This is a genomic window from Lewinellaceae bacterium (genome assembly GCA_020636135.1).
Classification (GTDB): Bacteria; Bacteroidota; Bacteroidia; order Chitinophagales; family Saprospiraceae; genus JAGQXC01.
In genome coordinates this window covers 3765671-3790855 of record JACJYK010000001.1, presented here as the reverse complement: position 1 = coordinate 3790855, position 25185 = coordinate 3765671, and the positions used below count along the sequence as shown (strand labels likewise).

The following is a 25185-nucleotide window of genomic DNA, read 5'->3' as shown; positions in this document are numbered from 1 at the left end:
TATGTTTGACTGGATCCATGACCTGCTCTATCCGTCCGAAAATCCAGGCGTCATCCAGTCCCTGGTCGTTATCATGCTGGCTATTGGCACCGGCGTATTTGTCGGCCGGATCCGGGTGCGCAAAATCTCGTTGGGGGTTGCAGCCATAATGTTTACCGGACTGCTGCTGGGTCATTTTGGATACCGGATCGAAACCGATATCCTTGATTTTATCCGTGACCTGGGGCTTATATTCTTTGTTTATGGTATTGGATTGCAGGTAGGGCCCTCGTTTTTTTCTTCGTTCCGGGCCGAAGGGCTCCGGTTCAATTTATTGGCAGTAGGCATGGTCCTGATGGGCGGGCTGATGGCTTATGGTGTATTCCGCTTCACCGGTCTTCCTATCGAAAATGTGGTGGGCATCATGTCCGGAGCTGTCACCAATACTCCCGGACTGGGAGCTGCCAAGAGTGTATTGACGGAAATCGGACAACAGTACCCGGAGCGGGTACTGAACGACCCGGCGATAGGCTATGCGATCACTTACCCGCTGGGTGTCTTTGGGATTATCTTTTCGATCATTGGTTCCAAACTCCTGCTAAAGGTGGATCCTGACAAGGAGTTGAAGAAGTTTCGTATGATGCGGATTAACCGTGAGGAGCCATTGATCCATAAGAAGTGCCGGATCATCAATCCGGAGATCGAAGGCCAGACCTTGCACCAGGTGCTTAAGAACCTGGATAAGGAGGTGGTTATTTCCCGCATGAAGCACAGTGGTTTTAAGGATGTTTTCTCCCCAACCATGGACACACATCTGCAGAAAGGGGATGTGATGATGGTTGTAGGCCTGGAAAAAGATGTAGATGAATTCATCGCGGCGGTCGGAAGGGAGTCCAATGACTCATTCATCGAGACCAGCACTGGGCTGATCAGCAGGACACTTTTTGTTACCCGTAAGTCAGCCATGCACAAAAAACTGACGGAGCTGGATCTTTACAATACCTACGATCTTAAAGTAACACGGGTGTACCGGGCTGGCAGGGAATTGCTGGCACGGCCTTCACTGGTATTGTTCTTTGGTGATAAACTGCGGGTGGTAGGGAGTCCTGAAGCTATTGATGAGGCGGAGAAGATTATCGGGAATTCGGAAAAGAAATTACTGGAACCGGATTTTCTTTCATTGTTTGGCGGGCTGCTCTTAGGAATATTATTGGGATCGATTCCAATCCTTATCCCGAGTTTGCCAGTACCCATCCGGCTGGGTTTTGCTGCGGGACCGCTGATCATGGCGCTATTCGTCAGCCGCTATGGAGGCATCAGTTTCATCCACTCCTACATCAACACCGGTGCAATTCATTTCATGAAGGATCTGGGTATCAGTTTGTTCTTTGCAGCGGTGGGTGTCCATGCCGGTGAACACTTTTACGACTATTTTGTGCAATACAACGGCTGGATGTGGCTGGTCTACGGTTCAGTGATCACCTTTGTTCCACTGATCCTGATGGTGCTGGTAGGCGGTTTTTTTATGAAACTTAATTTCCTTCAGTTAGCCGGGCTAATGAGCGGCGGCTATACCGATCCGGCAGCTTTGTCATTCAGTACTTCTTATTTGAACTCGGATGTACCCATAGCATCCTATGCTCAGGTCTATCCGCTCGTTACCATCTTCCGGATATTTGTTGCGCAGTTGCTTGTCTTATTGTTTACCTGATCAGAGAGCCTGTAAAAAAAATCCGGTGGAGCCTGTACATCGGAACCCCACCGGGATAATATGTCTTTTATTGGCAATTAAATGGCCGCTGCCATTTGCTGGGCTTCATGTTTCGCCAGGTTCATACTGGATTGGGTGATGCCGGGTGCATAATCCAGTGGTTGTGCGTTTACGAATGTGATATCATAGATGCCCGCAAAACCAAATATTGACCGGAGGTAAGGCTCAATGAAGTCGAATTGCTCCATGGGACTTCCCTTGGCATAATTGCTTCCCCGTGTGGTAATGCAATACATTTTTTTACCCTTGGCGAGTCCTTCCACGCCATTTTCAGTGAAGTTAAACAGGATACCTGCCTGCATGATAATGTCTATGTATTGCTTCAACCGGTAGGGTATGGAGAAGTTCCACATCGGACAGGAGATCAGGTACATGTCGTGATTAACAAAATCGCTGGCTAATGCCACGATTTCCTCCCAGGTAGATCTGGCATCTTCACTGGGAGCACCCCCTTGCATGATGGCGTATTTGGCATCGACAGCGCCACCTACTACTTTGGGCAGTTCGATCTTGTTGAGATCCAGTTCTTTGATTTCTAAATCCGGATAACGGGCTTTTAGGGTAGAGGTAAATTCTTTACTAATCTCCAACGTACGCGACTGCGCACCTCTTGGAGAGGCGTTGACATGTAAAAGTTTCATTTTTTGGTTTTTTTGAGGTTTTTCTATAATGCGTACCAATCCTACTTTAAATCATGGTCTGCATAGCCAGCAAGATAATTACTTTCCTCAAAAAAAATTATATGAATTTTATACTTGGAAGCCCCCGATTATGCATCATGCCGGTCGCCACCCAGGCTGTAGTAGTTGTTTTCTTCGTCCTCTTCACCAATATCTTCCTGATCATCATCTTCCTCACTGCCCGGAACATCAAGGTCGTCACCGGTGTGCTCCTCATCGAAATTGGCTTCATTCCAGCCATCATCCTCAGCGTCGGTGAATATGCGCTTGTTTTCCTTTTGTTCCGCCTCGGAATCTCCAAGTTGATTTTCCGGAGCAGATACCGACGATTTGGCAGCCCGTTTAACCGACGGCTTTAAGGGGTTTCCAGATACGTCCAGCGGCACCTTTTCCTCATGCTTATAGATATCTTCTTTGGCCGGATAATGCGGGTACGCCTTTTTGTCGGATTTTGATTTGGGTTTCATGATGCGCATGGTTTTAGACACATGTTTGAGCGGAAACTAAACCCGCTACTACTATAATGACAATCCTAACCCTCTTTTTGTTCGTCGGGATCCGGGTAAGTTTCCGGATCACCGAGATGATACTGGTCAAGTTCTTTATCCAGTTGTTCTAAAAAGAATTTGGAATAATAGGCTGCAAACTGATGAGCCTGGTTGATTTGAATTTTTTCCTGATTTTCTTCTTCCATGCTCGTGCCAAATGTTTGGTGTCTGTAATCTAATGCGTATCCGTAATCAGTGAAATGATCTTGTGCAGGGCGTCTGCCCGGTTGGTGACTTCCATTTTCTCCAGTAATTTACCAATGTGAAATTTCACCGTGCTGACAGAGATGAATCTGGATTCGCTGATTTGCGCATTGGTCAGACCTTTCATAATATCGGTCAGCATTTCAAATTCCCGTTCGGTCACCGGAGCATTGGTGATACTATTGATCTTATCCGTTGTAATAGCCAGTTTTTCCAGCTCCATGCTGTGTTTGTACAGTGCCAGTTCGATGGCTGTTAGCAAATCGTGATTATCAATCGGCTTAACAATGTAGCCGTATGGAAGTACTTTTTTAGCCCGCTCCAGGGTATTGCGGTCTGCCAGCGCGGTGACAAAGATCAGCGGTATCTTTTTGGCATTGTAGATCTGTTCAGCTACCTGAATGCCATCCAGTTCTCCGTCGATCATGATATCGCACAAGATGAGGTCAGGACTATGGATGGCCAAAAAATTCAATGCCTGCTCACTGCTGTTCTTGATTCCGGCTACTTCATATCCCAATTTCCGTAACCGGCTTGCAATGTCTTCGGCAACGATTCCTTCATCTTCGATGATCAGGATGGATACATCGGTCATAGTGCAGAAATTGTAATTTTTTCGAAAGTAAGGTATAATATTATTGTTGAAGCGGTTGGCTATCCTGCTTTTCCGGCCTGGATGACATGTCACAACGAAATCGTTAGTCACCGGGAATACAAAATCAATTTTCATAATAGGCATCTCATGACTGACTGACGGATCCGGAATCGGGTGCCTGGGATTTCATAATAAATGTCATAAGAGCCTGACCGCAGATCCGGGCAGACTCTTGCTGACAAAAGATTAGTGGATTTTCCATCAATTACGTGGTGGTGGGAGTGATGGAAGCCCCTCTGTAGAAGGCAGAGTAAAAGGTTCTTGACAATCTTCACCATTTGGCCCGGCAATGACTCCATCTTCTTTCTTCTTGAAAAGAAAGTTGTAGACCACCCTCCAAACGGATGCGGCAGCTTCTCCGACGGCTTTTCCAATCTGTGCTCCGACTCCGGCCCCTGCAATTGCCCCCGCGGGCCCGCCTTCAGCTCCGGCTATAGCGCCTGTGATAGCGCCAAAGACAACTCCTTCGGCTTCTATTACATCTTCCACCGCATCCCCTATGTCATCGATCGTGCTCCCGTCAATATTTCCGGACGGAGCGGGAGAAGATTCGTTTTCTGTTGCGGTGTGTGGCGTAGAACCTGAAGATTCCGTATTCAGTTGCCTGACAATTTCTGACATGATGGCCGAACTGGGTTTGCAATTGCGCATAGCTGAGATTGCTTTTAGCGAACCACTTAAGTCACCGGCTACTTCCATTTTTAAAAAGTTGTTGATCAATCCCAGTTCAGATGATTTTAAGTAACCTTTTTTTAGGGCACATGCACCGATGGCATTTATTTTAGATGCCTTGCTGCTGGGAGTAAGCGCCATCATTTTAAGTACTTCGTAGCGCACCGATTTTGAAAGTTTGTCTGTACCCAATTTTAGATTGGCGCTTTCATAGGCAGCAACCATCTGTTTGTAAATATCCGGAGAATAGTATAGTTTATCCTGAGCATGGGCTATTGGTAACAAGGCCAGGGTGCTGATGGTCAGGATAATTGCTTTGAATACGATTTTCATGGCTGATGATTTTAGTTGATGATAGAAATTGACAGTCTGAATATTCTGTTTTTTGAATGTTGATCTTTAATGCGCTTTTAGTGCGATTTTTGAGTGTATGATCCGGTTTTGATATTAACCGGATTCCAGGCTTTTAATTAATTTCATAATTCGTGGTTTTGCATTTTATGTTATTAATGGTGTTGTAAATAAATGGCTTTTTCGGATGGCTTGACCTGTGCTCAGGTACAGAAGTGATCGTCCTTGCCATTGGCATAAGTGTTGGTTTCAGGATGCTTTATGGAATTCCTGAGATTATAATGCCTGACTCATAAATCCTTCAACTTCCAATAAGAATTGAGTGTTGAATTGGTCGATATTTTTATAGCTGAACACTTTGGTTTTAGTATTACTTAGTGAGATGCCGGTAGCTCTGGGCGTGATGGTAATGATAATTGGAATGGTGCTGATATCTCCCCAGTCTTTTGAGTCTCCATTGCCATTTGGGTCGGCTTTGACGCCACAAACCGGTTTGCGTGAAAATGCTTTTTTAATGGCATTATATATGGATTTTGCGGCACTGCTCACGGCGCTTTCCTCGTTTGATTCCAGAGTACCGGCATTTGATGAGGAAATAAAATCTGAAAAAGAGGGACCTTCTGTAATCCCTTCACTCGCACTGCATCGTATATTAAAATTGTATTCAAGTGTAATGGAATACTTATTGATGGGCCTGTTAAAGGTGATGGTCCCTTCAAAATTAATGGTTGGTGCATCTGTGAAATTTGAAGGCTTTGTTTGTCCGGAAAGAATGACTGTCTGGACAAGGAGAGCGATCATCGCTACTGCCTTAAACCATTGATTTGAATTAAATTTCATGATCGTTTGATTATTAATTGTAAAATTTATGAATACAAATTAAAGAGGTCGTTGTGGATGGTCCGCTGGACTCAAGTATAGTTCTTATTATTTGGGACCTGCTACGCAGAAAATGTCATGGATATTTATCAATTACTCAGGAATTAATCAATTGGATAAGTAGTTTTTAAATAAGCCTCTACTTCCAGTAAAAACCGATTGTCAAATTCCTGGACATTTTCATAGTTGTAAGTCCTGGTTTTTAAACTTCTTGGAGGGAGACCCTGATCGCCGGGGGTAAGTATAATGGTGATAGGAAATATTCCACCGGGGTTGTAATCCCCATTGCCATTCGGATCGGCTAAGACGCCTTTGTCCTTTTTTTTGAAAAGGGCGACTAATTTTTGGAAGAAATTTTTTTTGGTCTCTTCATTGATTTTGCTTTCGGTTGGCTGTGGAATATCCGGATTGGGAACAGCCTCTACACTTTCCGTTGTACTGGTGCCATCGGTGCCACTGGTCTTTATATTGGCCGCGAGTTTTAGCACGAACTTGGCGTTGGACTGATAATATACTTTTTGCGAGAACACGTGAAAGGTGACCTTTGAAACCATTGGTGAGGTGGGCGATCCATAGGGGGAAAATCCGTTGGAAACGAATAACATGCCAATGAATAGTAGGGTGTATCCCTGCCGGAGAATTAATTTTTTCGACATCCTTTTTGGATTAAGTTTCTCGAATGACTGCAAGTTAATTGGAGTCAGAAGGGCGGGTGCTAGACTTAGGTATAGTATTCGGGGTAGGGTGGCTTCCAGGTTAATTGGTTTTCTGGTATTTCCGGATTTTTATCTCGACCAGCATTCCTTCCTGGTCTTTAACCGTCAATTCGGCATTTAATTGATTTTGGAATACCTTGATTAGACGATACCCAAATGAGCTGCCCAGTTGTTCCATTTCCTGGGAACTGATGCCCTTGCCATTGTCACGAACCTTCAATTCCAGTCGGTCGTCCCTTTCCTCAAGTCTAACCAGGATGTTGCCCTGTCGTTTACCCGGGAATGCATATTTCAGACTATTGCTAACCAGTTCATTGATGATTAACCCGATAGGAATGACAGTGTCTACGTCAAGATTCAGGTCTTCTACCTCCAATTCTAATTCAATTTGATTCTTGCGAATGTTGTACGAATCAAAAAGGTTGCGGATGAGTTTGATGAAATAGTCTTTTACTTTGACACCGGTCAGGTTGTCCTCCTGGTAAAGATTCTGATGGATGAGTGCCATGGATTGTACGCGGTCCTGGCCCTCCTGCAATGCACTCAGAGCTTTTTCATCATCAATGTGTTCTGTCTGGAGGTTTAGCAGAGAAGATATGAATTGCAGATTGTTTTTTACGCGATGGTGAATTTCCCGCAGGAGGATCTCCTTCTCATCCAGGTTTTTGGAAATGAGTTTTTTCTGCGACTCTGTTCTGCTGTACAGCCGGTAAACCAGTGCCGTTAGGAAGGCAAATAAGGCTAGCGCAATCATAAGACCGGCTAATTGTCTTTTTTTGGCAGTTAATTGAGATGATTTTAATTCGTTTTCACTGTTTAACAGGGCAATCTGATTCTCTTTTATTTCGGTCTCAAATTGGGCATTGAGGGTGTTTATTTTGTCGGTAACACCCTGATTGATGAGGGTGTCGTGGAGGCTGGTATATTCCTGGTTGAATGCATAAGCCAGGCGGTAGTTTCCCGATTGGGCATAGATCTTCGATTTGACCAGGGCTGTTTCACTTAGTAACTCCAATGCTTGAATGTCGCGTCCTATCGCAGCTGCCGAATCCAGGTAGATGATGGCGCGGTCATATTGTAGCAATTCAAAATAAGTGTTGCCAATATTTTGGTAGCTGAACGCGATCTCTCTTTTGTGGGGCAGCTTCCGCCGGATACCCAGCGCCCGAAAATGCTGGTTAAGCCCTTCCCGGAAATGACCCTGATGGTTGTACATGTTGCCGATATCCTCGTGGTCATATGCCAATCCCCACAGCGATTGGTTTAAGGAGTCGAAACGCATGGCCCTCCGGTAGCACTGGATGGCTTCTTCATAGCGGCTCTGCTCGGCGAAAAGGTTACCCAAATTGGCATTGTTGCCGGCCTGACCATCAAGGTCATTTAATTCTTCATCTATTTCCAGGGCACGGCGATATTGCTGTTCGGCAGAATCATATTGTTTCAGTTTTCGATAAATGATACCCAGGTTGGTGTAGCTATCAGCTGTATACTGTGGATAACCGGCTGCTTCATAGAGTCGTATGGATGCATACCCGTGTTCGATGGCTTCATCGAGCAGTCCCTGATTCTGGAGTATCGTACCCAGCTGGAAATGAGTGTCAGCCATCTTTAGCGTATCCTTTTTATCAATGGCAGCCACCAGAAATTCATTCAAATGTTCTTTGGCCTTTGGGAAATTGCCTCTGAAACGTTCAATCACACCCATCAGATAATCGTAGCGCATCACACCATACGGTTCGTCAGCTGCTTCATAAAGCATCTTTGACGAATCGGCATAAATCTGGGCCAGATCAGAGTTGCGACGAGCCTGATTGAAACTCTTGTTGAAATAATCATTGGCATGCCAGATCAGCGTGTCGCGGGACATTTCCTGACATCGCGCAGGTAATGGAAAGGCGAAGAGTGTAATAAGAATCCATCCCGGCAGCCAGCCACTTTTGGCTCTTTTCATTATTGAATGGAAAGGATAGGAATAACGATTCACTGTATCAGGATGATTTAACTGCTACCAGAAATTGATTAGGCACAATGACAAGTTGGTAAGATCCGGTTTCCGGGCACATTCCATGCTGTACCTGGGTATAGTTTTGGGCTAAATTGGGTCCTCTATAACCCACTCGCCTGAATGGCTTCGATCAGCTTTTGTCTGTTGCCTTCTGACATAGGTACCAGCGGCAGGCGGACCTGTCGTGATCCGAACCCCAGATGTTGCATGGCGGCTTTGATTCCCACCGGATTGCCCTCCACATAAAGCCACGGATGAACGTCCTGCATCTGTTTGTGCAATACATCTGCTTCAGCAAATTTCCCCTGTAGCCCGAGCCGGATCATATCGGAAAAGGTACGTGGGTAAGCATTGGCTATCACCGAAATGGCGCCTTTTACGCCGTGAACCATATGGGAAAGGACAGAAGGATCATCCCCTGAAAGGATGGTAAAGTTTTCCGGGGCATGCTTCGTTAATTTCTGGATCTGGTCCAGATTACCGGAAGCTTCTTTCACCGCAACGATGTTTTCATGGGCTTTAGCCAGTCGGAACATGGTCTCCGGGGCGATGTTCATGCCGGTTCGTCCGGGGACATTATAAAGAATGATGGGGACCGGACTCTCCTTTGCCAGGGCCGCGTAGTGTTGAAACAGGCCTTCCTGCGAAGGTTTGGTATAAGCCGGGCTACTGGAAAGGATCCCGTCGATGCCGGTAAAATCAAAATCACGGACATATTGCACCAACTTAGCCGTCCAGTTGCTTCCAAAAAGCCCGACAACCACCGGTACTCTTCCTTTGACTTCACCGATGGTAAACCGCACGATCTGTTTGCACTCCTGCGTGGTCAATGTCACAGCCTCTCCGGTCGTGCCCAGTGAAACGATGTACTCTACACCTCCTGATAGAACGTGGTCGATAACCCGGGCCAGTTGCTCCCAGTCGATGGTGCCATCCAGATGCAATGGGGTGACGAGGGCAACTCCGGTGCCCCAGAATGTCGGTTGACTAGTCATTCCGGTATTGTATGTTTTTTAACAATCGTTTTACATTGGCAATGAAGCCGTCCAGGGTATGTTCATTGGGTGCGTGGACCATGACATCGTAAATTTCAATGCCCGGGTAGTGTGGCCCTACCTTGAAGGATGCCATCGCTTGTTTGGCTATGTAGTGCAGGGGCAATAAGTCCGGCCTGCCCAGGTTCAGTAAGATGTCACAGCGGATGCGGGTAAATTGATTGATATCGGGATGTTTTGGGACATACAGCCAATTCACATGCTTTTTGTAAAAGTGCTTAAAAGGGTAGGTGGAGGCGATGGAATAGTTGTCGATGTAACCCAGTACGAGAACCTGGTTGTTGGACTGCCGCAATTGCTGAACCAGCTGATCCAGTACCTGCCGGTCTTCCGGATAGGTGCCGTCAAAGAGAATTCCGATACTGGTAACCCGCATGTTCGGATCCATGTATGCGGTGTCTTCGGGACGTCTGTGGACATTTTGCAGGATCTTCAGGAAGATCTTTTCCCGCAGGTGCTGGACCCATTGCATCATATCAGGACTCTTCTTGAACCGTAGGCTCAATTTCCGCTTCAGGAGGTCGTACGGCAAAATGGCCCATATTGGCATATTTATCGATTCGGGCTGTGATCCGCGCTTCCGGAGTCATTTCGCTTAAGGCCGTCAGTTCTTTTTTGATGTGTTTTTTCAGGGCCTTCGCCATGGTCTCGGGATCCGTGTGGGCACCGCCCAGCGGTTCTTTAACGATGTCATCGATCAGGCCGAATTCCAGCATGTGATCGGCCGTGAGTTTGAGCGCTTCGGCTGCTTGTTCCTTATAATCCCAGGTCCGCCAGAGGATGGTTGAACAGTTTTCCGGCGAAATGACGGAATACCAGGAGTTCTCCAGCATGAACACCCGGTCTCCAACACCGATACCCAATGCTCCTCCGGATGCGCCCTCACCGATGATGTAGCAAATCACCGGGACCCGCAGTTTCACCATCTCAAAAAGATTGCGCGCGATCGCTTCAGCCTGGCCGCGCTCTTCAGCTTCGATGCCGGGATAAGCTCCGGGGGTGTCAATAAAACAAACGATCGGGAAGCCGAATTTTTCAGCCATTTTCATCAGCCGGAGCGCTTTGCGGTACCCTTCCGGATTGGCCATGCCGAAATTGCGATACTGGCGCATCTTGGTATTGATGCCCTTCTGATGGCCAATGATCATTAACGTGTCACCATTGATCTTGGCCAAACCGCCAACTATAGCTTTGTCGTCGCCAATGTTGCGGTCACCGTGGAGCTCAATGAATTTTTTGCAGATCTGGCTGATGTAATAGAGGGTATAGGGCCGTTCCGGATGCCTGGATAATTGCACCCGCTGCCAACCGGTCAGATTGGTGTAGATTTCCTTTTTCTTTGCCTTGATCTTGTTCTCTATCTCCTGGATGGTTGCAGAAACATCCACATCACCTTGCTCTGCGACCTGCTTGATCTTGTCAAGTTGTTCGTAGAGGCTTTCCAGGGGCTTTTCAAAATCTAGAAATACCATTCTCCAAATTGGTTGTCCGGGTAAAGGTAAGAATTTGCAGTGGCGTCAAGTTCAAATTTGAGTCATTTTTGAATTTCTTTGCGTACTGATTCTTCTGGAACAGTTACCAAATGGGCATTTCCCTGCGCTTTTCGAAATTGGTTGAATTGTACATTCAGGTCTGTGTAAATCATTTTATTGCCGTATTATCAATATATCAACCTGAAGTTCAGGTCCTGGATTCAAAATTCCTGACACGTTGAGTATCTGGCTTCGTACATTTTTTGGAATTTCGTAGGATTCCAGGGTGGAAGCAAAAACTGAATGAAGTACTTGGGTGAACAGCATAGGATCATTTGATTACGCTCGAAAAGTAACAAGTCCTATTGGAAGAATTGCCGGGTGTGCTTTATGAACACATATCCTGTTTTTCATATACTTCTGATAACCAGCCTGACCTTCATACGCACCAATCTTGCCACGCTTGCAAATTACCGCATGCAGGGCTAGCTGATCGTATGGTTGCAATTCATTTTACAGCCGGCAAAAGAAAATGCTTGTAACAGCTATGATTGCACAAAGATTGAAATGGCTTTCTGGTTGGCATAAAATCCCGGGCATCAGTTGAGCCATTTTGCCACCGTTCCTTTTCATAGAATGAGGAATTCTTAACCCATTGTCTCTAATTGTTACAATAAATTGGATACATTTATCTGACGAAGTCAGGCTAACCTGAATACACCGACTTGTCGGGTAAATTGGAAAGCCGATTACATCGTCTTTTTTCCATTGAATAATCAAAAAAAGTAAAAATGAAACTCGTTCGAAATACTTCAGCCCTGCGGGTGACGCTGCTGTTGGCCTTCACGTTAACCGTAGGTTTTGTCTTTGCACAATTTCAGCGTAACCCCATCATTTCCCCGGAAATCGGTCAGGACAACAAAGTCACTTTCCGCATCCTGGCACCCAAAGCGGATGAAGTCCGCCTCACCGGCAACTGGATGCCTTTTATGCAATCCGAGCCGATGATGAAGGGTGATACCGGATTGTGGACCGTAACCGTTGGTCCGCTGGCCCCGGAGCTTTACGGTTATAGCTTCCTGGTGGATGGTGTCAATACTCTCGATCCTTCCAACAAGAACATCTGGCGGGATGGAGCCTTCCGGGTGGAATCCATCCTTTTTGTTCGGGGCGCCGGTGCGGAGCTTTATGAACCGAAGACCGGGCCAAAAGGTACTCTGAGTAAGGTGTGGTATGCTTCACCAACCCTGGACCTGACCCGTCGTATGTATGTATATACACCACCGGGATATGAAGATTCAAAAGAGAGCTACCCCGTATTGTACCTGCTCCATGGTGGTGGTGGGGATGAAGATGCCTGGACCTCGCTGGGTGCAGCTCCGACCATTATGGATAACCTGATCAATGCCGGCAAAGCCAAACCGATGATCGTGGTGATGACCAATGGTAACCCCGATCAGGCCGCTGCTTTTACCGACAGCCCGGTATTGCCCAATCCATCTCAGGGTGGTGTAGGGATGGCCAATATGAAATTTGAGGAAAGCCTGGTAAAAGATGTCATCCCCTACATCGAGTCTCATTACCGGGTTAAAGCCGGAAAGTCAAACCGTGCCCTGACGGGACTGAGCATGGGTGGCCTTCAGACGCAAAACACCACTTTCACGCATCCGGAATTGTTCGACTACATCGGAGTCATGAGCATGGGATTTGCCGACCTCAGCCGGTTTGGGATCAAGACCGATGACAGCCAGCGCGCGAACCAGATTGCCGCCCTGAAAACAGCACATCCCAAGGTTTACTGGATAGCTGTCGGTAAAGATGACTTCCTCTATGAAAGCGTCGTGACCATGCGTAAAGCACTGGATGAAGCCGGATTTCCCTATACCTACCGGGAAAGCACCGGTGGTCACACCTGGACCAACTGGAGGATCTATCTTTCGGAGTTTGCTCCGATGTTGTTTAGGTAAATATTTCCGGAAGTTCGCTTATGATCCGTAGGGAATTTCTCAAATACAGCGGGTTAGCTGGATTTTCGACCTTGTTGTATCCTGGTTGGCCGGCCCTCAGTGGAGATAATAAATCCCTGCTGGCACTGGAAGAATTGTTCCAAAACCCACCACCTTCCGCCCGGCCAGGTAACATGTGGTTCTGGATGAATGGTCATGTGACCCGTGAAGGGATAACGCTGGATCTGGAAGCAATGCACCGGATTGGTGTCGGCGCAGTATTCAATTTTGATGCCGGCACCGGCATACCCAAAGGGCCATTGGAGTACCTCAGCCCGGAATGGTTTGCGATCAAAGCGTTTGCCCTCAAAGAATGCAATCGTCTGGGCATCGACTTCTGTATGCATAATTGCCCGGGATGGTCCTCCAGCGGCGGCCCCTGGATTACACCGGACAGGTCCATGAAAACCCTGGTCTGGAGCGAGGTACAGATAAATACCGCCGGCAAGGAAGATTCGATCGCATTGCCAGTTCCGGAACACAAACTGGAGTTTTACCAGGATGTTTGTGTGCTGGCATTCCCATCTCTTCCGCCAGACACACCGCCATTTGCAAGTTGGGAAAGAAGGACCAATAAGGAGTACAACCGGGGCCTGGGTCCCATCGACCCGGCACTGCCGGCAATTAACCCTGCCCACATCGTGGTGGCAACCGCATGGATGGACACCGAAGGAAATTTCGATCTGAAAGCATTAAAAACCCAGGCCAGTGATTCAGGAAATCAATCGTACACGTTACAACGATTTGGATACACTTCACTGGGAACGCTGAATCGGTCTTCACCGGATACCGGCCTTGGCCTGGAATGCGACAAATTTGATCCTGAAGCAGTTGCTTTTCATTTCGACAAGATGATCACTCCATTGCTTCCCTTTCTGGAGCCGTTGGCCAGACAAGGCAAGATGGCGCTGGAAATTGATTCCTGGGAAGTAGGAATGCAAAACTGGACTGGGGGATTTGAAACAGAATTTGAAACCAGGAACAGCTATTCACCGATAGCTTATCTACCTGCGATGACGGGGAAGCTGGTAGGCTCCGCGGATGAAACAGACCGGTTCTTATGGGACTTGCGCCGCACACAGGCGGATATGATCGCAGATCACTATTATGGCAAGATGGCTGAATTATGCCATCGGCATGGCATTCGCGCTTATTTTGAACCGTATGACCGCGGCCCCATGGAGGAAATCCAGATCGGTTCTCGTGGGGATCTCTCCATGGGTGAATACTGGTACGGCTTGTCAACCATTTTCCAGAATAATCTGACCATGCGGCGTACCTGTAAGCTGGCGTCATCCGTAGCGCACATCAGCGGCCAGCGGATCGTCGGTGTTGAGGGCTTGACGGCGGAGCCGGAAGCGGCTCGGTGGCAGGAATATGCTTTCGCGATGAAACCCGTCTGCGACAAGATGTTCACCATGGGCATCAACCGTATTCTGGTTCACCGCAATGCCCATCAGCCCCATCCCACGGCCATGCCCGGTATGACCATGGGGCCCTGGGGCATTCATTTTGACCGGACCAACAGCCTGTGGGATGCCAATAAGGGCTGGGTGGAATACCTCACCCGCTGTCAGAGCCTGCTGCAGCATGGACTGTTTGTGGCGGATCTGGCCTATTTCACCGGAGAAGAACCCGGGGTCTATACGGATGTACTTCCGGTGGATCTCAAACCCGGGCCACCTGCCGGGTTCGACTACGACCTGATCAATGCAGAAACACTACTCCTTCATTCCCGGATTGATCAGGGCCGGCTGGCGTTACCCGACGGGATGAGTTACCGGGTGCTGATATTACAGGACACCAGGCAAATCAGTCTGGACCTCCTGCGGTTGATCCGTTCATTTGTGGAGCATGGTCTGATCGTGGTTGGCCAGAAACCAGTCTCCAGTCCTGGATTAAAAGGCCGGGATCCTCAGGTCAGGAAGGAGTTTGAATCATTGGTACGGGAACTATGGGGTACAGGAGATAACACAGAAAAAACAATTGGCCACGGGAAGCTATACTGGGGACAAACAATCAATGAAATAGTAGAAGACATTAACTTGACACCCGACTGCAGGATTACCTCGAAGTCAGGTGATGCACCTATTCAGTACATCCACCGTCGGTCCGGTGAAGGTGATGTTTATTTCCTCAGCAACCAAAGACGGACCACAGAAGAATTGGTCGTTACATTCCGAGTTTCGGGTAAGCAACCGGAATTATGGGATGCGGTCACCGGTAAAAGTGTTCCTGCCAGTTGCTTTACCTCAAACCGCTCCGGCACTCAGGTTGCATTGACACTGATGCCTTATGGATCCGTATTCGTGGTTTTTCGTGATGCTATTCAAAGACCGGGGATAGCAACAATTATCAAAGAAAAAGACCAAATCCTTTCTAGTGAGGAATTTGCTTCTGCAAATGAAGGCCATTTCGAAGCGAATGGCAGTCTGGCCAACAATTTTACGTTGTCTTTCTGGGCCAGACCGGAGAACAACATCATGCTCTCGACTGCTGCCCTCTACGAAGGTGTACCACACTCCTGGACCGATTATTATGCCATTTATCCCTCCGATGGAAAAACCCTGTATGGCGATGGGCACGCAGGCAGCGGCGTAACGGTTGGCCGGAACGGCGTAGCTATCTGGGAAAACGGCAATGAATTTCCGGAATTTAACCATGCCGCAGCACAACCCATCTCAGGATGGACCCACATTGGTGTTGTTTACCGTGAAGGGGTTCCTATTATATACATCAATGGCCGGGAAGCCAGCCAGGGAGAGAAAAAATTCGACCAAATACATCCCTCCGCCGGAGATCCCGTAGAAAATATTTTCTGGATTTCCAGGTTCTACAATGGCGATCTTGCCGGCGTTAAAGTACTGCCCCGGGCTTTGAACCCTGAAGAACTTGAATCGCTGGCCCGGCAGGCGGTGCCTCCTCATGCCACCATCATGCCTGATATTACCCCTGGAGGAAACCAGGGTTCACCAGCAATGTATTTTTGGTCCAACGGAACCTATAGCCAGTTCGATCAGCAAGGACAATCCCACAGTCTTGAAGTCAGTGGACTCCGGGATACAGCACTTACTGGCGCCTGGGAAGTGCATTTCCCGTCCGATCGCGGAGCTCCGGACAACATCATCCTGGAGAATTTGATTTCCCTCAAAGATCATCCGGAAGCAGGGGTGAAATATTTCTCGGGAACAGCATCATACCGTAAGACATTTATCCTGGAAGCAGATCATTTTCAATCGGATAAGCAATTATTCCTCGACCTGGGTCAGGTGGAAGTAGTCGCAGAAGTATGGTTAAATGGTGCTTGCCTTGGTAATTATTGGACGCGTCCCTACCTGGTAGAAATTACTCAGTCAGCCAGGGTTGGCGAAAACCAGCTGGAAGTCCGGGTTACCAATCAATGGGTCAATCGCCTGATCGGCGATGCCCAGATGCCGGATCTTTACGAATACACCACCATGGATCAGCCTTCACCCTTCAGGCCCCTGGCGGAAGGAGCGATCCGGGCATTACCCCAGTGGTATCTTGATGGCGCTCCCAAGCCGGTTGACGGCCAGGTGACTTTCACCACCTGGAAACACCATCACCGGGATTCACCGTTACTCGATGCGGGATTGATCGGGCCGGTTATGATCAGAGAAGCATTGGAAATGCCAGTAAGCTGAGAATCCATAAGCCAGTGAGTTATTGATTGGTTGGAGGATCACTTTGCCGGCTTGACCCTCACCAGCGTCTTCCCAGCCTTCACCCCCGTGGCGGCACCATCCCGCCAGACGAATTGACCGTTGACCATGGTGTGAACGATGCCTTCGGACATCAACGTGGGGTTTTCGTAAGTGGCCTTGTCGATTACGGTGTTTGGATTAAAAACAACCATGTCTGCCGCCATGCCCGGTGCCAGTGTTCCCCGGTCTGTCATGCCGATCGTTTTTGCCGGGAGACCGGACATTTTATAGATTGCATTTTCCAATGTAAGGGCCTTTTTTTCACGTACATATTCGCCTAACACCTTTGGGAAACTGCCCCAGCTCCGTGGATGCAGGCGGTCGCGTAAAGACGCTCCGCAGTCACACGCGATGGAGGTAGTGGGATGCTGCATGATGGCGATCAGATCGGATTCGATGCCAAAACGGGCAATAATGGCCTGATTCTTTACTTCCAGCAGCCGGATAACGGCTTCGCCGGGCGAGTCAATGCCGTATTCTTTCATTGCCTCGCTCAGTTCCCGTTGAGAATCCAGAAGAAATATGCCTTCATACCCCCCGAAACGCAAATCCATGGCTTCCTCGGCCTCCAGAATGATCCTGGCTCGCAATGCCGGATCTTTAAACCGGGCAACCATGGCTGCGTATCCACCTTCCTGGGCCCAGCTTGGAATGATTAGACTGGCCAGGCCGGTCATTCCGGCAAGGTAGGGGTACACGTCGGCGACGGCGCCCCCTTCGAAGCCGGTTTTGGCAGCGGTCATACGCCGCAGGATGGTATCCACCTTACCTTGTTCCCAACCCTGGACCTTCATGTGGGTGATCAGCGGGATCAACCCACTGGCGAGTCCAATGTCAATGGTCTCGGTCATGCCGGCAATCGAGCTGTAGTGGCTTTCCGGGGTGAGCCGGTCGTGATTGGCAAAGACCACCTCCCAGTCTGAGAAAGGTTTGAGGACTTCAATGACCTCTGCTGTTTTTGCATAGCGGCCAGGGACATAATCAAGTCCGGCAGATACGCCCCATGCGCCTGCTTCCAAACCATTTCGGATCATTTCCTGCATTTCCCGGATCTGGGCTTCAGTGGGTCGCACGTCGTTCAGCCCAACGGAAGCTTGCCAGACGCTGTTAAATCCAATGCAGCCTCCGACATTCAGGGCCAGCCCGCCGGAATCCAGCTGGTGCATTTGAAGGGTCAGATCCATAGGACTACGACCGTCGGCGTTCATAATCTCGGTGGTCACACCCTGGCTGAGCATGTTAACCGCCGTAGGTAGAGCATCTTCTTCGGCATGACTGTGGATGTTGATGAAGCCCGGTGCGATCACCAGTCCGGTAATGTCGATCTCTTCCGCCCCCATCGCTCTTTTTAATTTGCCGACAGCCATGATGGTGTCGCCATTGAGAGCGACATCACCAACGTAGGACACTTTTCCGGTGCCATCGACGATGGTCCCGTTACGAAAGATGAGGTCGTATTGCTGCGCCGGTCCGCAGGCGGAAAGAAAAAAGATCATTAAACAACAGAGGCCTGCCATGGCTGGGTGCCTGGTATTATTGCTGGCGATGTGATCCATTGATTATTACGTTTAGCTGCAAGGGAATGCAATTGGTTCCATGCATTGAAAGTAGCCATTTCGTGTATTTATCCGGACAAATAGCAGGAAGAATATTGGTGAAAGCAGGAGGCAGTGAGGTCTGGAGAGGAGAGCGGCCCGGTATCATCTGCATATTTCCTGGATAAGCCCGGATGCGTTGGCATTTCCGAAGCGAAAGCCAAACCAATGAATTTCCGATAAGAGAAAAATAATTTGCTAATAACAACAAATAATTATTGATAAACAATAAATATACCGTATCTTTGCCGTACACAACAAACGTGTCAGAATTGTATGAAAAAAATGTCAATCGTATTTCTTCAGGCGGTCGTCGTCCTGATAGGTTTGGTGGCCCTTGCCATATTAATTTGGTTTCCCCTGACGGAGGGGAGAGCAACAAACCTGGACCTGGTAAGCATTTACCTGGACAAGTTCATCTTGTATGGTTATGCAGCGTCAACCGCTTTTTTTATTGGGTTATATCAGGCGTTCAGATTACTTGGATACATTGGACAAAACAGGGTGTTTTCTGCGGGGGCTGTTAAAGCCTTAAAAAACATAAAGTATTGTGCCATTACACTGGGCGTTTTAATTGTATTGGCGGGAATTTACATTAAGCTCTTTCACAGTAAAGATGATGATCCGGCTGGTTTTCTGGCCATGTGTATCGTGACAACTTTTGGGACCATCGTTGTCGCAACTGCTGCGGCAATATTTGAAAAGATATTGCAGAATGCTGTCGATATGAAATCTGAAAATGACCTGACAATATAAACTATGGCAATAATCGTAAACCTGGACGTGGTGATGGCAAAGCGAAAAATTTCGCTCAATGAGCTTTCTGAAAGAGTCGACCTGACCTTATCCAATCTTTCAATCCTGAAGACAGGAAAAGCCAAAGCCATCCGTTTTAGCACCCTGGAGGCCATCTGCAAAGCACTGGATTGTCAACCGGGCGATATCCTGGAATATGTACCTGACCTGGAAACAACATCAAAACCTTAATCAGAATCGTCTGAAGTAGCTGATCTTGCTCAGCAGTGTGTTTGGGTTTTCATGCTGGCTGCCTTTTTTATCTTCCAGACCCAAAAAAATAGAATTTTTAAATCCTTACAAACCATAGAAATAGCACGTATTACCCAGTAATCAAACCCCTGACACTTAAATGGCGAATACGAAATGCACAACGTAATGTGGTACCATCTCCACCAAGCAGAGAACGTAATGCAGTGATCTGGATATTAGTACGGCCCATCAAAATTCAGACATTTTAGCCATCGAATCTGCCGGCGAATAATTTCGCCAGGTTATCCATCCGCCGAATTCCGTTTTTAGTTATTCGATCAGGAAACGAACGGACTTTTGAAAATTCTGTATTAAAAAGAATTTCTTTAGCAAGTATAAACTTCTTCCCGGAAGGTGATATCCGTCATCTTTTTCAACTTCCCTTTCGCGTGGTGTTGGCGTAATTTCGGTGAAAAGTAAAAGTCAATGGATAAGCAAGCACTCGATGTCCTGGACTCCTCCGATGGTCATGGTACCAAACAACGGAAAAGGATTGACCAGGCCATCGTAGAGATAGTCAGCGACTCGGGTGAAGGCGCTCAAAAATGTGGTCAAAGCCTGGGCCAGATTTCTGCAAAAATGGGTAATGGCGTCTGGACGGTAGAGATCATTCCGGCCGAAATTCAGCCACCTGCCCGATCACGCGAAGGTGCTTCCGGAATCAGAGTTCGTATTGGTGCGAAAAAAATAACCAACATGGGAGACCATGCCGGATTGGTGGTCGCACTCAACGAACAGGTATTATATGGTCGGTTGCGCCAAAATGCCTATAAAGAAGGTACCGTTCTTTTGATCGAAAATAAATGGGCCACGGATGAAAACCCGGAGATCCGTCGGCAATATGCCGGGGCATTGACCGAATTCAAATCGGAAGGATTTGATGTCCGCGAAATACCCATGGAGACGGAATGCCTTAAACTGGTCATGGATGCCCGTAAAGGGAAAAATATGTGGGTTCTGGGCCTGCTGTGTTACATCTACGACAGGGACATGGAAATGGCTGAAAAACAGATCCATCTTACATTTCGCAAGAAGTCCCAGAAAGTGATAGATGTCAATATTAATCTGCTCCATGCTGGTTATCAGTGGGCTGAAGATAATCTGGACCTTCATTATGAGATCCCGCCGATGAAAGTTACCGATGACCAGGTGGTGATGAATGGTAACGAAGCATTAAGCCTTGGGATCATGGCTGCCGGGATCGAGTTGTGTTCCATGTATCCGATCACTCCGGCCACCTCCGCATCCCACCACCTTGCGGAGCACTTTGAAAAGGTAGGTGGCGTCGTACATCAGGCTGAAGATGAGATTGCTGCCATCGGTTTCGCTGTCGGGGCTTCCTACGCAGGAAAGACAGCAGTCACCATCACTTCTGGCCCTGGTATCGCTCTTAAGACAGAGTTTATCGGACTTGCTGTCATGGCGGAAGTGCCATTGGTGATCATCGATGTACAGCGCGGTGGTCCCTCCACCGGATTGCCGACCAAGGTGGAACAAAGTGACCTGACCGCTGCGATTATGGGACAGACCGGCGATGTTCCCAAAATCGTTATTGCAGCGGCCACCATTGAAGAGTGCTTCCATTTCGTCATTCTCGCCCGCAAGCTGGCGGAAGCATTCCGGACCCCGGTATTTCTTTTAAGCGATGCCAACCTGGCCACTGGCGTTCAGCCGTTCAAACGGCCGAAGATCAATCGCGACTGGTACTCACTGCCGATCGACCAGAGTCCCTGGAAAGAAGGAATCCGTGCCTTTGACTGGAACCCGGAAACGGGCATCAGCAAACGTCCAATTCCAGGTCAACGCGGAGGTATGTACACGCTCACCGGATTGGCCCATGATGAAAACAGTAAAGTAGCCTATGATCCGGAGATCAATCAGCGGTCATCAGAAGCCCGCAGCCGGAAATTTGCCGCTTTCCAGAAGACCTTAAAACCTCCTACCATACACGGAGATCAGGAAGGTGACCTGCTGATCGTAGGGTGGGGGTCGACCCTGGGTGCTATCGATGAGGCAGTTGAAATGGCCCGTGAACAGGGCATCCGGGTTAGCTCCATCCACCTGCGCTTTCTGTTTCCTTTTGAACCGGGCCTGGCAGAAATTTTTGCCCGGTTTAAAAAGGTAATGACCATTGAGATCAATTACAGTGACACCCTGGGTGACCCGATGATTACCCCCGAGAATCGACGGTATTCTCAACTGGCCTGGCAACTGCGGGCCCGCACCCTGGTGGACATCGAGTGCGCAGGCAACGTCTACGGACAGCCTTTGGGACCCGGACAGGTGCTTGAGATCATTAAAAAGCAATTGGCTTGAGAACGAGTAATCTTATTAATTCTTCAGAAAATTCCAGATCATGTTTGGCTTGAAAGCAGATGCCTGCAGCATCCCAATGCCCGAAATCTATTACGGGCTCGATGATTACGCAAAAAGTACGGCGCGCTGGTGCCCGGGATGTGGCGGCCATTCCATTTTAGCTGCCGTCCATAAAGTATGCAAAGACAAACAATACCCGCCTGAGAAGACAGTGTGTGTTTCTGGCATCGGATGCAGCAGCAGATTTCCGCACTACATGGGGACCTATGGTTTTCATGGTCTGCATGGCCGGGCATTTCCCGTAGCCTGCGGCGTCAAATTCCGCCGGCCTGACCTGCATTTATTCGTGATAACCGGTGACGGTGACTGTTGCTCCATCGGTGCCGGTCATTGGGTTCATGCCATCCGGTACAACATGAAAATGGTGGTCTTGCTGTTCGATAACGGCATCTACGGCTTGACAAAAAAGCAAACATCACCTACCAGTGCGTTGGGTACCCATTCAAATACCCACCCCCACGGTTCAGTGGTTCCGCCAATCAATCCTTTGCAGACAACACTTGGATTTTCCAATGTTTCTTTTGTGGCACAGACAACCGACTGGCACCCGGCCCATCTGCAGGCGACCATCCGTAAGGCCGCAGACCACCCGGGACTGGCTTTTGTCCGGATCGTCCAGCGCTGCCCCATGTTTATGAAAGACCTGTATGGCGATATGGCTGCCGATCCTAATTCACTGATTTTATTGAACCACGATAATGGTATCGAATTGGATCCTGCCGTTGCAAAATCATTCAAACGGAACCTGGACCACGATCCTTCCGACCTTAGTGCCGCCAGGGAAGTAGCCGAGATCCACGATGGTATTCCGGTGGGCTTGCTCTACCAAAATACGGAAAACATAAGGTACGATGACTATGGTGCGCACAACCTGGGTATGTCCATTGACGAAAAAAGCAAGGCATTGGACACACTTCTGGATCGCTACGCCATTTGAAGTCCCAAGCCATGGAAAAAGAAAATCAAACTCCCTTTGGCGATTATTTCAGCGTTGATCCATTTGCTGCCGGAGTCTCTGGTTCGGTTGCCGAGACAGCACTGAATGAAGAGTCATCCGACCATCGCCTGGTATTTCCGGATGGACCTCGCGCAGATGATGCGGAATTGCGTAAATATCAAAAAGCATTACGGCGCTTCTTTGCGGATGGTACCAAAACACATCAGGGGCTCTCCATTCCTGTCGCTCCGGTACTTTTGTCTCCATTCCTGCATGGCCAGCATCCGGACAGCGATTACCCAGTGTACTACAACCATGAAGACCACAGTCTTCATGCATTACGCCACTTCCTGCAGGACACCTATGCAAGCGTATCCGATGTTGGAGAGGACAAGATTTTGAAGCCAAATCTATTGCGCCTGGAAGGTTATATTCGACAGATTCTTAGCGGGAAAAATCCCGGAGACTACCCAAATGTCGTTCAGCAAGCCATTACGCATCTGAAGGATCTGGAAGTGCACGGAGATGAAGGAACGCATTTCCGGAAGGCATGTGATCTGTTGGAGGCGGAATTGCTAAAAAGTAAGGGCGCATTGATCGATTTTTCATCCACCATTTCTTTCAAACTACTCAATCTTGAACTCCGGCACCGCCATAATGCAACCCGCCAACTGGTTGCCAGGATCCATAAATTGATTTCCGGACTGACGGAATTACTCCAGTTGCATCGAACAAATAAACAATCCGAACAACCAATCAACGAAGCCGGCCAGGATGACCTGATATCCAGCATGGTTTCCTTCGCCACCGTCGAGCAGCTGATGCCGGCGGAGGCAAGTACCGGATGGTCTCCGGAGCGGATCGAACGGATAAGTGAAGCGCTCACTACCCTGGAACATGCTGCGGAGTTTTTCAAAGAACACCGCAGTATGGTCTTTGTTACTGCCGATCTGGCCCGTGAATTTTCGCTCGATAGTATTTTACCGGACGCTTCGCTTGGCATCACAACAGGCCATCCATGTGCGAAAGCGGAAGCTTATTTCCGCAGTGAAATGAATGACCTTGTCAGGATCATTGCTGCCATGCGGATGGCGGAACTCGAATTATCCAATGAATACGATGAAGACCTGCACAATCGCTATTTTGACCGGTTTGGGTTTGTAAATCTCAGAGAGGAAGATATCCAGCTTTTACCAGCTTTGCTCGTGATTGCGGAAAGTCAGCAATTATTACAGGAGCCGGAAGATTTTCTGGCCCTGCTTACCGACAATGCCCCGGTTAAAGTTTTAGCGATCAACCGGCTGGGTGATTTGGAACTGCCGGTTGACGACGGAGAATTGTCGTTTTTCCGGCAAGAACTGGCTGCCCTGGCATTATCCCACCGCAATGCATTCATTTTCCAGGGGAGTAGTGACTTGCCTGACCAATTGCATCAGGCGCTCCAAACCGGACTGCAGTCCCCGTTGCCCGTATTGTGGAATGTATTGTTTGCCGATAAGGCATCCGAGGACCCCATGCTTGATTACCTGTCACTGCATACGGCCTGCGAAAGCCGGGTTTTTCCGCGTATGGTGTATAATATTCGTGCTGGTGAACAATTTGGCAGCCGTTTCTCAATTATTGCCAACCCGCAGGCCGACCGGCATTTCGCCAGCTCCAGCCTGGAAGTTCTATCGGCCGGACAAACAGAAATCAAGGAGTTTACCCTGACCATGGCTGATTTTTATGCCATGGATCCAGCCCGGGCAGGCGAACTGGAAATCATTCCCCCCTCGCTTTATCCGGATGATCTGATACCCCTGGAAGACTTTCTCACCTTGCCATCCACTGCCATCGATAATCATCTGCCATTTATGTGGATGCTTGACGATAATGACCATTTGCATAAAGCCGCAATTCCGTTTTCCTGGCTGGCTCCTTGCAAGGAACGGTTGGATAACTGGCAATTTATTCAGGAATTGGCCGGGGTGAACAGTTACCATGTAAACCGCGCTATCGAACAGGCCCGCAACGAATGGGAAACAGCTAAAGACAAGGAGATAGAAGTGCTGAAGGCGGAGATGGAATCTGAAATCGCACGTGTACGAAAGGAGGAGGGAGGCAAAGCCATGGATCGTTTGGTCAATGTCTTACTCGATCTGGATCAGGCTGTGCCGGCTCCATCGCCAGCTGTTGTGCATACCAAAACCCCGGCACCTGCCGAGAAGGTGGAGGAACCCACAGAGGCTCAAAGTGAGATCCCTGCGCAGGAAGAGGAAGTCAGCGCAGAAGCCTGGATCGAGACGTTTCGCTGTACGACCTGCAACGATTGCATCAATGCAGTACCCGGTGTATTCAAATACAATGGCGACAAACAAGCCTATGTCCACAATCCTCAGGGAGGAACGTATGCTTTAATCGTTGCCGCCGCAGAGAAATGCCCGGCACGATGCATCCATCCCGGCCTTCCCCAGCATGCGGAGGAACCAAACCTGGAAGCATTGATTAAACGGGCTGAGCAATACAATTGACC

General features: G+C 48.5%; 20 protein-coding genes. 8 read left to right on the top strand and 12 right to left on the bottom strand.

Going from position 1 to position 25185, the window contains the following annotated elements:
- Position 1: 1 nt before the first annotated feature.
- Positions 2 to 1690 (top strand): putative transporter, encoded by a 1689-nt coding sequence (locus tag H6570_14650; protein MCB9320518.1) that lies wholly within the window; start codon positions 2 to 4, stop codon positions 1688 to 1690.
- A gap of 77 nt (positions 1691 to 1767) precedes the next feature.
- Here the strand turns inward: H6570_14650 and H6570_14645 are convergent, their stop codons facing one another.
- The 11 genes from H6570_14645 to H6570_14595 form a co-directional block, all read right to left on the bottom strand.
- Positions 1768 to 2391, bottom strand: a complete 624-nt coding sequence (locus tag H6570_14645; GenBank protein MCB9320517.1) for an NAD(P)H-dependent oxidoreductase — start codon at positions 2389 to 2391, stop codon at positions 1768 to 1770.
- A gap of 128 nt (positions 2392 to 2519) precedes the next feature.
- Positions 2520 to 2897, bottom strand: coding sequence for a hypothetical protein (locus H6570_14640; protein MCB9320516.1), 378 nt, complete (start codon positions 2895 to 2897; stop codon positions 2520 to 2522).
- A 65-nt stretch (positions 2898 to 2962) separates the two neighbouring features.
- Positions 2963 to 3124 carry a hypothetical protein gene (locus H6570_14635; GenBank protein ID MCB9320515.1) on the bottom strand — a complete coding sequence of 54 codons (162 nt, stop codon included), beginning with the start codon at positions 3122 to 3124 and terminating at the stop codon, positions 2963 to 2965.
- 29 nt (positions 3125 to 3153) lie between these two features.
- Positions 3154 to 3777, bottom strand: coding sequence for a response regulator transcription factor (locus tag H6570_14630; protein ID MCB9320514.1), 624 nt, complete (start codon positions 3775 to 3777; stop codon positions 3154 to 3156).
- Positions 3778 to 4038: 261 nt separating this feature from the next.
- Positions 4039 to 4842: a hypothetical protein gene (locus H6570_14625; GenBank protein ID MCB9320513.1), complete on the bottom strand. Its 804-nt coding sequence runs from the start codon at positions 4840 to 4842 to the stop codon at positions 4039 to 4041.
- A 294-nt stretch (positions 4843 to 5136) separates the two neighbouring features.
- Positions 5137 to 5700, bottom strand: coding sequence for a hypothetical protein (locus H6570_14620; protein ID MCB9320512.1), 564 nt, complete (start codon positions 5698 to 5700; stop codon positions 5137 to 5139).
- Positions 5701 to 5843: 143 nt separating this feature from the next.
- Complete coding sequence (locus tag H6570_14615; protein MCB9320511.1) at positions 5844 to 6395, bottom strand: hypothetical protein; 552 nt, start codon at positions 6393 to 6395, stop codon at positions 5844 to 5846.
- Between the two features lie 100 nt (positions 6396 to 6495).
- Positions 6496 to 8406 (bottom strand): tetratricopeptide repeat protein, encoded by a 1911-nt coding sequence (locus H6570_14610; protein MCB9320510.1) that lies wholly within the window; start codon positions 8404 to 8406, stop codon positions 6496 to 6498.
- Positions 8407 to 8561: 155 nt separating this feature from the next.
- The gene (locus tag H6570_14605) at positions 8562 to 9455 is read right to left on the bottom strand and encodes a 4-hydroxy-tetrahydrodipicolinate synthase (protein MCB9320509.1); all 894 of its coding nucleotides are present in this window, start codon (positions 9453 to 9455) and stop codon (positions 8562 to 8564) included.
- Entirely contained in the window at positions 9448 to 9990 is a 543-nt protein-coding gene (locus H6570_14600; GenBank protein MCB9320508.1) for a hypothetical protein, read from the bottom strand. Before H6570_14600 ends, H6570_14605 begins: the two co-directional genes overlap by 8 nt.
- Position 9991: 1 nt before the next feature.
- Positions 9992 to 10987: an acetyl-CoA carboxylase carboxyltransferase subunit alpha gene (locus H6570_14595; protein MCB9320507.1), complete on the bottom strand. Its 996-nt coding sequence runs from the start codon at positions 10985 to 10987 to the stop codon at positions 9992 to 9994.
- A 791-nt stretch (positions 10988 to 11778) separates the two neighbouring features.
- Between H6570_14595 and H6570_14590 the strand changes: the two genes are divergently transcribed.
- On the top strand, positions 11779 to 12954 hold the full coding sequence (locus H6570_14590) for a glycosyl hydrolase (GenBank protein ID MCB9320506.1): 1176 nt from the start codon (positions 11779 to 11781) through the stop codon (positions 12952 to 12954).
- A 20-nt stretch (positions 12955 to 12974) separates the two neighbouring features.
- The gene (locus H6570_14585) at positions 12975 to 16658 is read left to right on the top strand and encodes a glycosyl hydrolase family 43 (protein MCB9320505.1); all 3684 of its coding nucleotides are present in this window, start codon (positions 12975 to 12977) and stop codon (positions 16656 to 16658) included.
- Positions 16659 to 16696: 38 nt separating this feature from the next.
- On the opposite strand, the gene H6570_14580 is transcribed toward H6570_14585, so the two are convergent.
- Complete coding sequence (locus tag H6570_14580; GenBank protein ID MCB9320504.1) at positions 16697 to 18274, bottom strand: amidohydrolase family protein; 1578 nt, start codon at positions 18272 to 18274, stop codon at positions 16697 to 16699.
- Between the two features lie 315 nt (positions 18275 to 18589).
- Between H6570_14580 and H6570_14575 the strand changes: the two genes are divergently transcribed.
- From H6570_14575 to H6570_14555, 5 genes are all read left to right on the top strand, one after another.
- Entirely contained in the window at positions 18590 to 19069 is a 480-nt protein-coding gene (locus H6570_14575) for a DUF2975 domain-containing protein (GenBank protein ID MCB9320503.1), read from the top strand.
- A 3-nt stretch (positions 19070 to 19072) separates the two neighbouring features.
- A complete protein-coding gene (locus tag H6570_14570) occupies positions 19073 to 19300 on the top strand; it encodes a helix-turn-helix transcriptional regulator (GenBank protein MCB9320502.1) in 228 nt (75 codons plus the stop codon).
- A 486-nt stretch (positions 19301 to 19786) separates the two neighbouring features.
- Positions 19787 to 21676, top strand: coding sequence for a 2-oxoacid:acceptor oxidoreductase subunit alpha (locus H6570_14565; GenBank protein MCB9320501.1), 1890 nt, complete (start codon positions 19787 to 19789; stop codon positions 21674 to 21676).
- 40 nt (positions 21677 to 21716) lie between these two features.
- The gene (locus tag H6570_14560) at positions 21717 to 22673 is read left to right on the top strand and encodes a 2-oxoglutarate oxidoreductase (GenBank protein MCB9320500.1); all 957 of its coding nucleotides are present in this window, start codon (positions 21717 to 21719) and stop codon (positions 22671 to 22673) included.
- Between the two features lie 11 nt (positions 22674 to 22684).
- Positions 22685 to 25183 (top strand): ferredoxin, encoded by a 2499-nt coding sequence (locus H6570_14555; GenBank protein ID MCB9320499.1) that lies wholly within the window; start codon positions 22685 to 22687, stop codon positions 25181 to 25183.
- Positions 25184 to 25185 lie beyond the last annotated feature (2 nt).